The sequence below is a fragment of the Robertmurraya mangrovi genome (genome assembly GCF_034427655.1).
Taxonomy (GTDB): domain Bacteria; phylum Bacillota; class Bacilli; order Bacillales; family Cytobacillaceae; genus Robertmurraya_A; species Robertmurraya_A mangrovi.
The window spans coordinates 20,782-36,044 of the sequence record NZ_JAXOFX010000021.1; the positions used below are offsets into that span (position 1 = coordinate 20,782).

Genomic DNA, 15,263 nt, shown 5'->3' on the forward strand with positions numbered 1-15,263 from the left:
CTATTTTTTCCTTCTCAAAATCATTAGAAAGCTTCCAACAACTACTACAAGTAAAACACCAAGGATAGAAGGGATTAAGTAGGACGGTAACTTTTTTTGTTGTTGTGTCAAATCAGTTGATTCAGCAACTTTTTCTGTTTCCTTCTCTTCTAATTTTGAACCTGTCATTTTTATTTCTTCTTGCTTCTCCGTTGATTCTTTAATAGTTGGCAAATCAACTGTAAAAGAAAACACTCCATCAATTGGATGTCCATCTGCCCCTATTATCTTCCAAGTAACTTGGTATTCCCCATTATCTAAAGGATTCGAAAAGGCTGCTACCATTTTATTTTCAGATAAAAGATACTTTTCAACAGGTACTGAACTACCGTCGGACTTTTGCAGTTCAAATACGCTGTTCTGCTCCAATTTTGTATCAAATGTTATAGTAACTTCCTTCAGTTCTTCATGAATAATTTCTTTATCTTGGGGAGAGGAACTTTTTATCCCTGTATGTGCAAAAGCATTATTTACAAATACCAAGAAGGTAAAAGTAAATAATAATAGTTTTCTCATAATTAATAACCTCCAAGTAGTAATAACGTATTTCATTTTATCAAAATAAAAGTTATATTCAAAAGGATATTTGAATAAAGTTTTGACAATTTTACGAACTAAACATATGATATTTATAGAAACATTCTAATATACATTTGAATGAAGGTGGTCAATATATGAACAAAAAAATTCTTTCACCAACTCGAACTCCTGATACTTGTGAGATAGTTTGTTTTGATGAGGAAAAGGTTAGTCGTGTTAAGGCTCAAATAGAAGAAATAATTGGGGTTGAATCAATTTTTAAAGCTTTATCTGACTCTACAAGAATTAAGATTGCGTATGCCTTAACAATAGAAACTGAACTATGTGTTTGTGATGTAGCAAATATTATCGGTTCCACAACAGCAACAGCTTCCCATCATTTACGTCTATTAAAAAACATGGGATTGGCAAAATTCCGTAAGGAAGGAAAGCTTGTATTTTATTCCTTAGCTGATGCACATGTTTATCAGTTAGTATCAATTGCATTAGCTCACTCTAAAGAGGTGATATAGATGGAAAAAGCTCTTGAGCAAAATAAAAACACTTATAGATTGCGGAATTTATCTTGCACTAGTTGTGCAGCAAAATTTGAAAAGAACATTAGAGATATTGAAACAGTTAAGGATGTTCAATTAAACTTTGGAGCATCTAAATTAACAATTTATGGCGATGCTAGTATTGAACAGTTAGAGGAAGCAGGTTCCTTTGATGGTATCAAAGTATATTCAGAAACACAGAGATCCCTTGAGGTTAAAACTCCGTTCTTAAAGAAAGCAGAGAATAGAAATACATTAGCATCACTCTTTTTTCTCATTTTTGGATATATTTCTATGTATTACATTGGTGAGGATAGCTTCGCAACTATAGTGATATTTGCAATGTCTATACTAATAGGTGGATTTGACTTATTTAAAGTAGGTTTAAGGAACCTAACAAACCTACAGTTTGATATGAAAACCCTAATGACTATTGCTATTATAGGTGCAGCTATCATCGGAGAATGGAGCGAGGGTGCTGTAGTTGTATTTCTCTTTGCACTAAGTGAAGCTTTAGAGAGTTATTCAATGGATAAAGCTCGCCAATCCATAAGATCATTGATGGAAATTGCTCCGAAGGTAGCACTAATCAGGCGTGGAAATAAAGAATTGGAACTAGATGTTGAAGAAATACAACTTAACGATATCTTAATTATTAAGCCTGGTGAAAAATTAGCTATGGATGGGATAGTAATAAAAGGACATTCCACTATAAATCAGGCTGCTATAACTGGTGAATCCATCCCCGTACTCAAAGCAGTTGGTGACGAGGTGTTTGCAGGTACTTTAAATGAGGAAGGAGCTTTAGAAGTACGAGTAACTAAACGAGTTGAGGATACAACTATTTCAAAAATTATTCACTTAGTAGAAGAAGCTCAAGCAGAAAAAGCCCCCTCTCAGGCATTTGTAGATAGATTTGCTAAATACTATACACCAGCCATTCTGTTAGTGGCATTGTTTATATCAATACTTCCTCCATTGTTTATGAATGGTGATTGGTCTGAATGGGTCTACCGTGGTTTAGCCGTTCTTGTGGTAGGTTGTCCTTGTGCCTTAGTTATCTCAACACCTGTAGCAATTGTAACTGCCATCGGTAATGCAGCAAAGAAAGGCGTCTTGATCAAAGGTGGTATTCACTTAGAGGAAACGGGACGACTTAAGGCAATTGCTTTTGATAAGACTGGAACTTTAACTTATGGCAAACCAAAAGTGACCGATATTAAAGTGCTGAATGGCATGAATGAAAAGCAGTTGTTAGGCATTTCTATGGCCATTGAAAAATTTTCACAACACCCACTCGCATCTGCAATAATAAAAGAAGCAGAAGCTCAAGGGATAAATATTAATGATTTTATTGCAGAAGAGTTCACTTCTATTACAGGAAAAGGTGCAAAAGCAAAGGTTAATAATGTAACCTATTATATTGGAAGTCCTAACCTTTTTAATGTACTTCAAGATATCCCCTCTTCTATTACAAAGAACATTGAATACCTTCAATCGCAAGGTAAAACGGTAATGCTCCTAGGAACTAAAACCGAGTTAATGGGAATAGTTGCTGTAGCAGATCAAGTAAGAGAAAGTAGTTCAAAAGTTATTCGTAAACTCCATGCACTTGGTATTAAGCAAACAATCATGTTGACAGGTGATAATGAATCAACAGGTAAGGCTATTGGAATACAACTTGGGCTGGATGAAATAAAAGCAGAATTACTGCCTCAAGATAAACTTGAAGCGATAAAAGCTATGAAAAATCAATATGGAAGGGTAGCAATGGTTGGTGATGGTGTAAATGATGCTCCAGCATTAGCTTCTGCAACAGTTGGAATAGCTATGGGGGGTGCTGGAACAGATACAGCTTTGGAAACTGCTGATGTCGCCCTTATGGCTGACGATTTAGACAAACTACCTTTTGCAATTGATTTAAGTAGAAAAACTCTTGGAGTCATTAAACAAAATGTCGCATTTGCATTAGGCTTAAAGCTATTAGCACTAATATTAATTGTTCCAGGGTGGTTAACATTATGGTTAGCTATTTTTGCGGATATGGGGGCTACCCTAATTGTAATTGCCAACTCCTTACGTTTATTGAAAATAAAAAGCTAGATTTTCTATTGTATAAAATTTAAAGAGATAAAGGTAAAAAGCTATCATAACCAACATATTATGATAGCTTTTTTAATCTGAATTTTTAGTAATAATCCCCTTCCCAAGTTAGTTCAGATTGAATGTCTTTGTAGCTTGATAACATACTATGCACAGCATCTAAAAAAGAAAATAGCTCATTAAAGCAAGTAGAAATATTCTCTACATCAAATTTCTTAGAGTTCATAAAGTGTAAATTAAGTGAAGTATCAATGGGATATCTAAATTTATCAGAAGTTTGATCTAAGTTATGTAATTGATTTATATAAATTTCAACAATTTCAATAGTTTTATCATCATCTGGAGCATTTGAGTATAACATGATGTCTTCTCTTATCAAATTCCAGATACCCAAAACGCTATGTTTTTTTCTCTTTATTTTTTTAAATGCTATGCTTTGCTCATAGCGACAATCCTCAATTAAAATTCTTTTTAAGGCCAATTCTATGGCATTTCTATACATGTAACACATAGGTAGAAATAAATGACCATTGTCATCAGTCTCCATTATAAGCTTGCATATGTAATCCGCACTTTCCATATAACCTTCAATATAAGGATAAAAATTATAATTTCTGTGATAAAAATTCCAGCCAATGACACTTTGTTCATTATAACTTCCCCCTTCAATTAGTAAACTAGGATCACAGGTTAAATCACAATGGATATCTTGTTTATTTCTTAAACTTTCAAGTATATTAAAAGCATTTATCATATTTGTTCCCAAAGCTCTTAGATTAACATGTGTCTGGCTGGAAAAAAATATCTCCATCTTTTGATTAAATGGATACCTAAACATATCCGATTGCTCATCTATATAAGAGATATTTGATAAAAATGCACTTAACCATAAAAACTGTTCCTCTGTTAATTGATAGCTATCCTCTTTAACTAATGCATTAACCTCAAAAAAACTATCTTTCAAATTATGTCTTACTCTACTGATAAAATTTTTTCTAGATGCATCTAATTTTATGTATTTAAAAGCAATCGACTTTATCATTAACTCTAGCCCTTGTCTATATAAATAAACGATTGAAAAGAACCAAAAATCCTTTTTTCGGTTTTCTCTAGCGTGAAGAACATGACTTATTAATTTATTTGCTGCTTCCATGAAGGACAATGACAATAAATAAAATTCTGTAGGTATATCTCCGGTATGTTTAACAGTTATCATTTTTGAATGAATATCGCCTAAATATTCAAAGTTTGCTGTATCTCTTGGCCAATGTATTTCGAAATTCAACTCATTCACCTTCCATTTTTACAAAATAAAAAGGAGGAATTCTTCCCCCTTAATTTAATGAACCGATCTTTTTGGATTTAGGTCATGTGCAAAGTTGTAACTAATAAATGCTTTTTGGGGAGTCTCTAGCCAGCACCTTTCCATATGAGAAAAGTCACTAATTTTACGAGCATTAGTTTTCTTGAACTTTTGGTAAACAAATTCTAATATATCTAATTCTTCATTTGTTAATGAGTAATTTGCTTCCTTAATTCCTCGAACATAATTTCCATACTCATCTTCTACTAACTCGATAATTGGTATTGACTCAAATATAGTATTAAATCTTTCAGGCACGGGTCCAAAGCTTTCTCTAACATATCTTATTCCAGTAATAGAAATGTTATTTTTCTTGTAAAAGTAATAATCACTATAAAAGAGAAGTTTATTTAGTTTTGTTAAATAGGGCCTTTCCTTAGTTGCAAAGAAGTGAACCACTTGTGATACTTTATCCAAACTAAAGTTTTTATACCCATGATAGACATCAGGTTTTGCTTGAAACACTTTTCTAATATCTTTTATGACTTGTTCTTCTTGTTTAAATTCTTCTAGTAATTCTTCTAAATCTTTTAGTGTTTCCGAATTGAGCTTATGGCCATTAACTTGTATTAACTCTAAAATTTTATTTGGTGAATCACTTTCGGAAATCATTTGATTTTGTGCTACTGTTGGTAGAGAACCTCTCTCATATCTAGATATGGTGATTTCCCCAAATCCAAGCAATCTAGAGAAATCTCTTTGTGATAAGTTATATCTTAATCGTATTCTTCTAATTTCATCAGGTGCTAGAAGTCCGTGCAAGCTTCTATATTGGTTAAATGCTTGGTTTTGATTGCTAACATCGTACTCAGGATGAAACAATTCAAAGCCACAAGACGTACACTCAGCAACAGTTCCAGGTAATTCAATATTTTCACCTCTAACTGGATAGATAAGTGTCTTGTTAACAGTAATATAATCTTGTTCGCAATTACATTGATGGCAGAACAAACCCATATCCGCCAACCTCCTATTTATATTAAGTTTTTTATTGTGTTACCTATAAGCATAAGTAATTGGGCGTTCGGCATAGTGAAAAGAAAGCATCAAAAGATCGTCTCTATTATTTCGAAACTTTAGCTTAATATATATATCTTGTGGTACTTCTTCAAAACCAAATTCCCATACTACTTCAGAAGGATTTTTGTGATCGGCTGAAGGTCCTCGGTAATAATTCATATATGTAATTTCATTAACTAACTCAAAAGCATCTTGGTAACTAATCCCCATGTTACTCAATGTATACTTTTCTTCTGGTCCAAGAATAAAATCTACCTTTTTGTGGAAAATATAAGACTTACACTTATCGAGAAAAGAAGTTATTTCTTCTTTTGAGGCGGTAGCATACAACTGAATTCTCCCCTTTTAATACACTTATAAAATTATTATAAATTATCATAAGTGGAGTTATCAATTGATAACGTGATTAGGTTATAATATTAATAAATACAATATTCGACATATTTTTTATAAATACGATTTTATGTGGGTGAATACATTGGTTAAATCTAAATATTCTTGGACTGAAGAGAAAATTGAAAGATATATAAAAGAAGGAAGAGGAACAGGAGAACTTAGTGAATACAAACCTTGGCTTACCATTCAAGATGTTCCTAGTAAAGGGAAAGTGAGAAGGGTTAAAGGATGGAAGACTAAAAGAAATCACCATCTTCTATCTAAGTTGGAAAGAAATTTTTTTTATATCTGTGAATGGAGCGATCATATTATTGATACTAGAGAGCAGTTCCCTCTTGATAGAATAGAAACATTAAGAATAGCCAATGAAATTGGTGTTAGGCATCCCTTTGATAAGGATACAGAAACTCCTATCGTTATGACTACTGATTTCTTATTAACAATAAGACAAAATGGGAATTTAACCTATCTTGCAAGGACGATAAAGCCTTCAGAATATCTTGAAGATCCACGAGTTATAGAAAAATTTGAAATTGAACTAAGATATTGGACAGAAAGAAAAGTGGATTGGAAAATTGTTACAGAAGCAGATTTATCCGACGTGTTTTTTAGGAACATGGAAGCTATCCGTGATTCTTATTTTCTTACTGATGAAGAAGATGTAACACTTTTAAATACATACTTTAATTTCCTTCAATTTTCTACTAAGAAAGTACCTTGGAAAAGTCTTCTTGAATGTAGTGAAGAATTTGATAGAGAATATAATCTCGATTCTGGCACTGCTATTGCTTTTACCCGGCATTTAATTGCTAGTAAGAAACTAATTATAGATATAATGAAGAAGATAGACTTCAGGAGGACTAAATTAGAAGAGATAACTCTTTGTGGTAATAAGGTGGACGATGTTTATGAATACTTTATCAGTTAATCAAATTTTATTTGATGTAGACTCTGAAAAGAAATTTAGAATCTTATGGATAGACGAAAACTATATCTTGTCATATGTAATAGATATAGAAGATCGATTAGCCACCCCTTATATTATTAGAATAAGCGAATTAAATGAAAAAATTCATCATGGGGAAATGGTTTTGAGATTGGAAGAAATGGATATTTTCATTGATAGAAAACCAACGCAAATAGACATTGAATATAGAGATAAGTCATGGCAAATCATCAAAGATATTGTCAAGTTGGAACCTGATATTTATGAAAAATCTAAAAGGAAAAAATTGATTGATTCCGAGGTAATTTTAAAGAAGAAGGTTAACTCACATAATACTGTATACAAGTTGTTAAGGAAATACTGGCAAAGAGGAAAAGTAAAAGATAGTCTCTATCCTAACTATTATAATAGTGGTCATGGAGGTTCGCCAGTGACGTATAAGAAAAAACCAGGGCGTTCTAAAAATAATGGTAAAGGTGGAATCATTATAGGTGAAAAAGAGAAAAACATTTTTGCAAAAGTTGTAAATAAATATTATCTTACAAAAGAAAAGCAATCCCTATCTCATGCTTATAAAATGATGATAAAAGAGTACTATCATCAGTCTACATATTATAAAGATGGAAATAAACAATATATAATTGAGCCAGTCGAAAGAAAGCCTACCTTAAGACAGTTTAGCTATTGGTTTAAAAAGGAATATACGGGGGACTCTGTAATAAAAGCAAGAGAAGGTGAACATATATATGAAAAAGATTATAGACAGGTTCTAGGTTCATCAGCTTATGATACATTTGGACCTGGTTCTGTTTATCAAGTGGATGCAACAATTGCCAATGTATATATTATTAGCAGATTAAATCGGAATTGGTCAATCGGTAGGCCAGTAGTATATTTTGTGGTAGATGTTTTTAGTAGATTAATTACAGGCATGTATATCGGTATTGAAAACGTTTCATGGAAGGCTATGTCCTCTGCATTAGCAAATGCACATATGGATAAAGTTGAATATTGTAAAAAATATGGAATAAATATTACCCTTGACCAATGGCCTGCATGTCATTCCCCTACGGCTATTGTTGGTGATAGAGGTGAACTAATCAGCAAATTTGCGGATAAATTAACAAATGGACTTGGAATTGAAATTGAGAATCTCCCTCCTTATAGACCAGATTGGAAAGGTATTGTTGAGAAATTGTTTGATACATCTCAAGAAAAAATAAAGCCATTCTTACCAGGATATGTTCATTCAAATTACGGTGAAAGAGGTTCTAGTGACTATAGGTTAGATGCTGCCATAACTATCGATGAGTATACAAAAATTTTAATTTATTTTGTTAATTATTATAACCAGAATTTTTATATAAAAGATTATGTAAGGGATTCAGATATGATTGAAGATGAAGTAGAACCCATTCCAATTAAATTATGGGAATGGGGTGTACGTAGAAAATCAGGAAAATTAAGAAGTCCTAAAATGAAAATGGTTAACTTTTATCTCTTACCTACTGGCGAAGCAACCGTTACTGATAAAGGAATTAAGTATAAAAGGATGCTATATAATTGTGAAACTGCTATGAAACAATCATGGTATTCTAAGGCACGACAAAGAGGAACCTGGAAAGTAAGCATATCTTTTGATCCAAGGAATATGGATATTGTTTACCTCCATACAAATGATAAAGAGTTATACGAAGAATGTAACTTGCTAGAACATCAAGAAGTTTATCAGGGTAAAACATTGGAAGAGATTGAACAGTTAATTGAACATGAGACAAATGAGTATATTGATTTTCAGGATGTTCAACTGGAGAATGAAATCAATCTTTTTTCAAATATTGAGAGCATAGTTGAAAAAGCTCTCGAGGATAAAAAGGAAACTTTTGATGCAACAATTTCAAAAACCAAAAGAGTAAGCAATATTAAACAATATAGAAACGAGGAACTTGAAGAAAGAAGAAAAGAAGAATCATTGGTACAACCATTTCCATATACTTCGGAAGATGAAGATAAAATATCAAAATCAGAACAACCTGTAAAAAATGAAAATAGAGTATCAATATTAGACCTATATAAAAAGAAAAGACAAAGGAACCTTGATGATGAATAAAGAGGTCTTAAAGCTTGAAAATAATGAGTTTGTTACAATAGCTAATTATAAGGAACAAGAACTTGAAGACTATAAAGGAAATCCACTTATTGAAGCTTTACCTGATATCTTAACCGTTGAGGATGCATTTGAACAAATGAGTTATTTGCCCCCCTTTCATCCTAGAGAGAGAAATTTATCTTCACATTTAAGGTATCATGCGTTACTAAGATTATTAAGGTTTTATCAACCAATTGAAAAGCCAATCCAGCTAGAGGCTAAATTTTCTAGATTTATTCGTAATGGTTATGTTAATAGAAATCCTACAGGTAAACATCATGTGCAAGTACTAAACGAATTACATAGAAGATTAGTTAGTAAGGAAGATTTAGGATTACCACCTGACATACGAAGCACAGCATCAAGTTTTTCCCTTATAGGTTTCCCTGGTATGGGAAAATCGTCAGCAATAGAAAGAGTTTTGTCTTTATATCCAAAAGTAATCGTGCATCAATTTCCAATTAACATCATGCAAATTGTTTGGTTAAAGTTAAATTCTCCGCATGATGGTTCCCCGAAGACTTTATGTATAAATTTTTTTTCTAAAATAGATGAAATGTTAGGTACCGATTATCAAAGTAAATTTGGGGACAGAAGAAACTCAGTGAGTTCTATGGTAATAAGAGTAGGACAGGTAGCCAGACGTCACTGTTTGGGGACTTTAATAATTGATGAAACTCAACACTTATTAGCAGCAAAAAAAGAAGTAATAGAAAGTATGATGAATTTTCTAGTAACTTTAATAAATGAAATTGGAATTCCTGTAATGTTAATTGGAACCATGAAATCACAGGAATTACTTCAAAGAGATTTTAGACAGGCTAGAAGAAGTAGTGGACAAGGAGATATGGTATGGGAGCAAATGAAAAATGATGATAACTGGGAAGTACTTATCTCTAGTATGTGGGAATATCAATGGATTAAAGATCCATCTCCTTTAAACCGAGAATGGTTAGATTGTTTCTATGAAGAAAGTCAAGGAATAGTAGACGTTGCAGTAAAATTATTCATATTGGCACAATCACATGCAATTGAAACAGGAGAAGAAAAAATTTCCCCTTCTGTTATAAAAAAAGTATCTAAAGAACATTTAAAAATGATTCAACCTATGTTAGAGGCTTTGAAAAATGGGAAAAGTTCTGAAATTAGTAAATATGAAGATATTAAACCTTTTGATATTGAGGATTTCATAACAAATCGAATACCCATAGTGAATCTACGAGAAAAATTAATAGCAGAGAAAGAAAAAATTGCTGAAAAGAGAAATAAAAGGGACATTCCAATACTTGAAAAAGTAATAATAAATTTAATTAATCTGGATGTTAGTGAGAAATTAGCAGAAAGTACTGCAAAAAGAGTGATTAAAGAAAATCCTAACATCGAAGCAAGGGACGCAGTTAAGATGTCTCTTGTTCTTATTGATGAGGATATGGAGAATAGTAAAAGGACTAAAAATACTAACAAAAATACCACTAAGAATACTTTATTTTTAATTGTCAATAATGGAAGGAAAGAAAAGAAATCAGCATACGAGTCGCTTCAAGAAGCTGGTATTATTTCTAACCCCTACTCAGAATTATTGTAGAATGGATGATGTATTCTAATGTTATCGAATTTTCCTACTCCTTATCCAGACGAGTTACTATATAGTGTATTTGCAAGATACTATATCCAGAGTGGAAATAGTTCATATAAAACAGCACTAAAGGAGCTTTATGGATACGAAAAAATATATATTGCACCGGATTTCCCTAGTAACTTGAGTTGCATATTTAAAAGATTGGAAAACTTCGGCACGGTCAACCATGAAGACATTATTAGAGAGCATACACCCTTTTTATACTTTACTAGTTTTTTACATAAAAGAATTAAAAAGACTATATATGAAGGTCTTTTTATACCAGCACCAAAAATGAACGGTATACATTACTCAAGTGGTCAAGTTCCCAGTACCGTTAAAGAATCAAAGTATTTTAAATTTTGTACTGAATGCCTAAAAGAGGATATCCTTCAGTATGGGGAAACATATTGGAGGATGTCTTTTCAATTACCTTCTGTTCTATTTTGTCCTCAACATCAAAGGTCCCTTTATTATAGTTCTGTAATTTTCAGGCAAAAAAAATTGATACTTGTCCCTGCAACAGAATTGAACTGTTTTATCGATGAATCTACCCAATGTGTGGATGGAAGTCTTAGCATAAATGAAGAAGAATTATTCATAACAATTGCAAGAGAAAGTATCAAACTTTCAAAAACAAACTTTGATATTGATTTCGAAAAGCTTAGAAAGTTGTATAAAAGGATGTTAAGGGCTAAAGGATTTATTACATCTAGCCAAAGAGTTAGACAAAGTAGACTCAGACAAAATTTTATTGATTTTTTTGGAGCTAGGGTTCTAAACTTATTACAATCCTACCCTTCGGACAAAGAACATTGCTGGTTAAAAGTTATTACTAGAAAGAAAATCAGTATCCTTCATCCGATAAGACATCTTCTAATGATGCATTATTTAGGTATATCCGTTGATTCCTTAAATTTTGGAGCAGAATCACACCCGTTTGAATATGCACCTTACCCTTGTCTAAATATTGCCGCAAAACATTATAAACAGCGAGTTATTACGGACATTGATATAAAAAGATGTACAGAAACAGGAAATCCCATAGGAGTGTTTCGTTGTTCTTGTGGTTTTATTTATACAAGACTTGGTCCTGATAATGATGAAGGTAGTATGTATCTTTACAGAAGTGTTAAAGAGTACGGTGAAGAGTGGATTAATAAAGTCATTGAGTATGTTGATGTAAGTAAACATAGTTTCAGAGCAACTGCCAAATTACTAAATGTAGACACTAATACAGTTATTAAGAATTACAAGTTAGAAAAAGGCCTTCTAACCACAAAGGAAAAAGATAATAGCCATAATGATAAAAACACACAGTCTTACCGTAATTCTTGGTTAGAACTTATAAAAGATAACCCTGAAGCTATCAGTAAAGAGCTTAGGAAATTAAATTCTGCACTATACATGAAATTATACAGGAATGATAAAGATTGGTTGGCTCGTAACTCCCCTAAACTTAAAATACAGAAAACTGAAAAAATTATTTATAGAGTTGACTGGAAAACCAGAGATGAACAAATATTACTCAAGATAAAGAACTATCTATTAATTGAGAGAAAATACAAATTAAAAACCAACCGTAGATCTAAAAAAAGCGTGGGTTTAGGTATAGGCTGCTTATCCTTAATTGAAAAACATCTTAATAAAATGCCGTTAACAAAACTATTTTTGCAATCTATAGTTGAAGAAAAGTGGGAACATAGAGAGAATTTGAAATTGAGGTAATTTGAAAGATGATTTATTATTTATCACGAAATTATGAGGATGGACTGTTTACAGTCTTATTGAAGGAAATCATAACATGAGTCCAAATACTAATAAAGAGTTTACTTATCCAGAGCTTCTTGATTGTTAATATTACAAAACTACAGGTGTTGGTACAATAAATGTGTTATTATTTCTGTTTTCATAAAATTCCCATTTAATTTTCTTTTGCTCGATCTCTCTAAACTCATAATGTAAATGCTTTTATAAATAAGTTAGCCTCTATTAATTGAATCATTCGATATTCCCCTTTTTTAATTTAAAAATGATTTAACTATAGGTTTATAAAATACATAGGTTTTTTAAAATAGTACAGCCTACTAGAAGTTAATATAAATCAAATTCTAGTAGGCTGTATGTGTTCTCCATGTTTTATATAAGTAACAATAGATAACATTAAAATCGCATAGCTTGTTATTATTCCGATCTTTACAAGCTCAATATATGTATAGTGAAAGATTGCCGTACCAAAAAATTATCTTTACTCCACAATTCGATGCTTAGGTCAAGATTTAGTTGTAACATAATTTATTAAATTTGAACAGATTAAGGTCAAGACTAAGTTGTAAAATATGAATTTTATCCACTAATAAAATCAGACTTCATTAACTCCGTTAGGTCAAGATTTAGTTGTAACAAAACAGCAAGTGCAGAAAGGTTTTGAGCAGAGGCAGTAATTTCCTCCATAGTAGCAAGTTGCTCCTCGCTGGCAGCGGCACTTTCATGACTAGCGGTTGCACTTTGTTCTGTTTCTTCAAAGATGCTATCTACAGCTTCTGATACAGTAGAACTTAACTTTGTTATATGTTCGATGGATTGGACAACCTCTTCTATGCTCATGGAAACGTCACAAATTGACCCTTCGATCACATGAAAGGCTTGTTTCACCTCAGCTGAAAAATTAAGACCTGATCTAACCGTTTCATTTCCTTTATTCATAGAGATAAGGGACACTTGAGTTTGGTCTTGGATTTCTTTTACGATTGTATCGATGGTATTAACGGAGTTTCTAGATTGCTCGGCTAGTTTTCGAACTTCTTCAGCTACAACAGCAAAACCTTTTCCATGTTCACCTGCGCGTGCCGCTTCAATTGCTGCATTTAAAGCAAGGAGGTTTGTTTGGTCTGCAATCTCTGTTATGAGTGAAGTGATGTTTCCAATTTCTTTTGACTTTTCTACTAGTGATTGAATTTGTTGAGACGTATTATCTGTAAAGATAGAGATTTCATTCATAGCTTCCACGATGGAATTAATTTTTAATTCTCCAAGACTAGTCTGTTCATTTGTATGTTTTGCATGTTTAGCCATGTTATCACTGTTTATTGCAACGGTTTTTAATCCGTTATTCATTTCGCTCACTGAATTGGATATAAGATTAATTCCATTTCGCTGAGTGCTTGTTGCTTCAGCCGATTTAGTAGCCATTAAAGCCACTGTTTCAGCTGAGGTTGAGCTTTGTTCAACACTTGCAGTAAGTTGTTCAGCAGATGAAGCAACCAGATAGCTAGATTCATTTACTTGTTGAACCATATTTCTAAGACTATTTACAAGTTCAATAAATCCTCGCGTCACTACTCCAATAGTATCTTTTCTCTTTATATCTAGCGTTTGATCAAATGTTAGTTCACCATTAGTTACTTTTAAAATAGAAGACTGTAACTTATTTAGTGGTTTAACAATAGAGCGGTTCATAAAAAACCAGATAATAACGACTGCAGCAATTAATGAAATTACCGAAATCGTGATTAATATAGTGATATATTTTTGAAGTGGTTGTAGGTAATCTGAAACATAAGATACGGATATAATTCTATAGTCGCCAATCATTTTAGATATAACCAATAGCTCGTTGGAACCAATATTTACTATGGCATTGTGATCTTTTGTTAAAAACTTTTGCAGGTCCCCTAACTCATTGACCTTTTTGCCTTGTAAATCTTCCATAGAGGATGAAATTACTTCATCGCCTTTTAATAGGGTGAGATATCCTTTTCCTTCAACAGTTACTTGCTTAGTTAATGAATGAACATCAAAACTTTCAATCGTTTTTATATATGATGTAGGTTCCATACCGATTTGAATAATACCAGGCTGATCTACTCTTTTTACCCCTACATACATAAAGTACTTGTTATCTGAACCACGTTGAGTAGGCTCTTGTGCTAGCCCTTCTTCACCAATTGTAAGAAAGGGTTTTGTTTGTTCAGAAGAGTTGAAATCAAACCCAATAAATTGTGACATATTACTATGGGTAAGAATTCCGTCTTGGTCAACCAGATGTATTTCATCGACTCCTATTTTTGTTGCTAGTTTCATTAGGTTTTCAGTTTTATTTAATTTGGGGTTTTCTGCCAAACTAATAGCAATGCTGTTAGCGATACGAAGATAGTTCATCTTTAAAGAATCACTTAACAAAGTTAATGTATTAGCATTCTCCGTAAGTTTCTGCTCTAAAGTATTAATATTGGACGTCGCTTGTTGATTCATGATGGTTTCTAGTTGATTTTTTTGTGAAGTGAACCCTGTTATTCCTAATGTTAGTTCAACAAGTAATAAAATAATGATAATAGGGATTAAAGCTCTTTGACTTAGTGACATAAGACCCACTCCTGATAATAATAAATAGTAAAATAACACTACAATAATTTCATAAAATAGACAATCTTTCAACTAGAGATTGAAATTTAATTCGAGGGGATAGTAAAATAATCCTGGCTTAAAATTATATAAATATAGAGTTATTTTAATAATAAACGAAATTCAACTAGGAAAGTTAGGGCTTAGTT

11 protein-coding genes are annotated in these 15,263 nt (G+C 32.2%); 6 read left to right on the forward strand and 5 right to left on the reverse strand.

What is annotated here, in order from left to right:
• Entirely contained in the window at positions 1–555 is a 555-nt protein-coding gene (locus SM124_RS20960) for a copper resistance CopC family protein (RefSeq protein ID WP_322448471.1), read from the reverse strand.
• A gap of 158 nt (positions 556–713) precedes the next feature.
• Here SM124_RS20960 and SM124_RS20965 point away from each other — a divergent pair, with 158 nt between their 5' ends.
• A complete protein-coding gene (locus tag SM124_RS20965) occupies positions 714–1,091 on the forward strand; it encodes an ArsR/SmtB family transcription factor (RefSeq protein ID WP_322448472.1) in 378 nt (125 codons plus the stop codon).
• Positions 1,092–3,218 carry a heavy metal translocating P-type ATPase gene (locus SM124_RS20970; RefSeq protein ID WP_322448473.1) on the forward strand — a complete coding sequence of 709 codons (2,127 nt, stop codon included), beginning with the start codon at positions 1,092–1,094 and terminating at the stop codon, positions 3,216–3,218. It begins immediately after the preceding gene.
• Between the two features lie 85 nt (positions 3,219–3,303).
• On the opposite strand, the gene SM124_RS20975 is transcribed toward SM124_RS20970, so the two are convergent.
• From SM124_RS20975 to SM124_RS20985, 3 genes are read right to left on the reverse strand one after another with little or no spacing between them, the layout of a single operon-like run.
• Complete coding sequence (locus SM124_RS20975; protein WP_322448474.1) at positions 3,304–4,503, reverse strand: hypothetical protein; 1,200 nt, start codon at positions 4,501–4,503, stop codon at positions 3,304–3,306.
• Positions 4,504–4,557: 54 nt separating this feature from the next.
• Positions 4,558–5,538: a type II TA system antitoxin MqsA family protein gene (locus SM124_RS20980; protein ID WP_322448475.1), complete on the reverse strand. Its 981-nt coding sequence runs from the start codon at positions 5,536–5,538 to the stop codon at positions 4,558–4,560.
• Positions 5,539–5,577: 39 nt separating this feature from the next.
• A complete protein-coding gene (locus SM124_RS20985) occupies positions 5,578–5,931 on the reverse strand; it encodes a hypothetical protein (protein WP_322448476.1) in 354 nt (117 codons plus the stop codon).
• Between the two features lie 148 nt (positions 5,932–6,079).
• Between SM124_RS20985 and SM124_RS20990 the strand changes: the two genes are divergently transcribed.
• From SM124_RS20990 to SM124_RS21005, 4 genes are read left to right on the forward strand one after another with little or no spacing between them, the layout of a single operon-like run.
• On the forward strand, positions 6,080–6,925 hold the full coding sequence (locus SM124_RS20990; RefSeq protein ID WP_322448477.1) for a TnsA endonuclease N-terminal domain-containing protein: 846 nt from the start codon (positions 6,080–6,082) through the stop codon (positions 6,923–6,925).
• Complete coding sequence (locus SM124_RS20995) at positions 6,906–9,053, forward strand: TnsB C-terminal domain-containing protein (protein ID WP_322448478.1); 2,148 nt, start codon at positions 6,906–6,908, stop codon at positions 9,051–9,053. Before SM124_RS20990 ends, SM124_RS20995 begins: the two co-directional genes overlap by 20 nt.
• Positions 9,043–10,677 (forward strand): ATP-binding protein, encoded by a 1,635-nt coding sequence (locus SM124_RS21000; RefSeq protein WP_322448479.1) that lies wholly within the window; start codon positions 9,043–9,045, stop codon positions 10,675–10,677. The genes SM124_RS20995 and SM124_RS21000 overlap by 11 nt, the downstream gene beginning before the upstream one ends.
• Positions 10,678–10,695: 18 nt before the next feature.
• Entirely contained in the window at positions 10,696–12,438 is a 1,743-nt protein-coding gene (locus tag SM124_RS21005) for a TnsD family Tn7-like transposition protein (RefSeq protein ID WP_322448480.1), read from the forward strand.
• Positions 12,439–13,056: 618 nt separating this feature from the next.
• Here SM124_RS21005 and SM124_RS21010 read toward each other — a convergent pair.
• Complete coding sequence (locus SM124_RS21010; RefSeq protein ID WP_322448481.1) at positions 13,057–15,075, reverse strand: methyl-accepting chemotaxis protein; 2,019 nt, start codon at positions 15,073–15,075, stop codon at positions 13,057–13,059.
• Positions 15,076–15,263: the final 188 nt, after the last annotated feature.

Bases quoted from the DNA above. Each gene is read 5' to 3' on its own strand.
- SM124_RS20960 (WP_322448471.1), bottom strand. From the start codon at position 555: ATGAGAAAACTATTATTATTTACTTTTACCTTCTTGGTATTTGTAAAT.
- SM124_RS20965 (WP_322448472.1), top strand. From the start codon at position 714: ATGAACAAAAAAATTCTTTCACCAACTCGAACTCCTGATACTTGTGAG.
- SM124_RS20970 (WP_322448473.1), top strand. From the start codon at position 1,092: ATGGAAAAAGCTCTTGAGCAAAATAAAAACACTTATAGATTGCGGAAT.
- SM124_RS20980 (WP_322448475.1), bottom strand. From the start codon at position 5,538: ATGGGTTTGTTCTGCCATCAATGTAATTGCGAACAAGATTATATTACT.
- SM124_RS20995 (WP_322448478.1), top strand. From the start codon at position 6,906: ATGAATACTTTATCAGTTAATCAAATTTTATTTGATGTAGACTCTGAA.
- SM124_RS21000 (WP_322448479.1), top strand. From the start codon at position 9,043: ATGATGAATAAAGAGGTCTTAAAGCTTGAAAATAATGAGTTTGTTACA.
- SM124_RS21005 (WP_322448480.1), top strand. From the start codon at position 10,696: ATGTTATCGAATTTTCCTACTCCTTATCCAGACGAGTTACTATATAGT.
- SM124_RS21010 (WP_322448481.1), bottom strand. From the start codon at position 15,075: ATGTCACTAAGTCAAAGAGCTTTAATCCCTATTATCATTATTTTATTA.